1 rRNA gene is annotated in these 1,121 nt (G+C 51.8%); it reads left to right on the top strand.

Annotation, left to right across the window (positions count from 1 at the left end):
• A 23S ribosomal RNA gene (locus C9J03_RS26345) occupies nt 1–1,121 on the top strand; the annotation flags it as partial.

Genomic DNA, 1,121 nt, shown 5'->3' with positions numbered 1-1,121 from the left:
ATGGGGGGACCATCCTCCAAGGCTAAATACTCCTGACTGACCGATAGTGAACCAGTACCGTGAGGGAAAGGCGAAAAGAACCCCTGTGAGGGGAGTGAAATAGAACCTGAAACCGTGTACGTACAAGCAGTAGGAGCCCTTCGGGGTGACTGCGTACCTTTTGTATAATGGGTCAGCGACTTAATTTTAGTAGCAAGGTTAACCGATTAGGGGAGCCGTAGGGAAACCGAGTCTTAACTGGGCGTACAGTTGCTAGGATTAGACCCGAAACCAGGTGATCTAGCCATGGGCAGGTTGAAGGTGAGGTAACACTTACTGGAGGACCGAACCGACTAATGTTGAAAAATTAGCGGATGACTTGTGGCTAGGGGTGAAAGGCCAATCAAACCTGGAGATAGCTGGTTCTCCCCGAAAGCTATTTAGGTAGCGCCTCGGACGAATACTACTGGGGGTAGAGCACTGTTAAGGCTAGGGGGTCATCCCGACTTACCAACCCTTTGCAAACTCCGAATACCAGTAAGTACTATCCGGGAGACACACGGCGGGTGCTAACGTCCGTCGTGGAGAGGGAAACAACCCAGACCGCCAGCTAAGGTCCCAAAGTTATAGCTAAGTGGGAAACGATGTGGGAAGGCTCAGACAGCCAGGATGTTGGCTTAGAAGCAGCCATCATTTAAAGAAAGCGTAATAGCTCACTGGTCGAGTCGGCCTGCGCGGAAGATTTAACGGGGCTAAGCTATACACCGAAGCTGCGGCAATGCATTTATATGTATTGGGTAGGGGAGCGTTCTGTAAGCGGTTGAAGGTGCATCGTAAGGTGTGCTGGACGTATCAGAAGTGCGAATGCTGACATGAGTAACGATAAAGGGAGTGAAAAACTCCCTCGCCGGAAGACCAAGGGTTCCTGTCCAACGTTAATCGGGGCAGGGTGAGTCGACCCCTAAGGCGAGGCCGAAAGGCGTAGTCGATGGGAAACGGGTTAATATTCCCGTACTTCTTACTATTGCGATGGGGGGACGGAGAAGGCTAGGTGGGCCTGGCGACGGTTGTCCAGGTTCAAGGGTGTAGGCTGTAATCTTAGGCAAATCCGGGATTACACTAGGCTGAGACCCGATGTCGAG

The sequence above is a fragment of the Photobacterium gaetbulicola genome, from assembly GCF_003025515.1.
GTDB lineage: Bacteria > Pseudomonadota > Gammaproteobacteria > Enterobacterales > Vibrionaceae > Photobacterium > Photobacterium gaetbulicola.
This window is presented reverse-complemented; position numbering and strand designations above follow the sequence as displayed.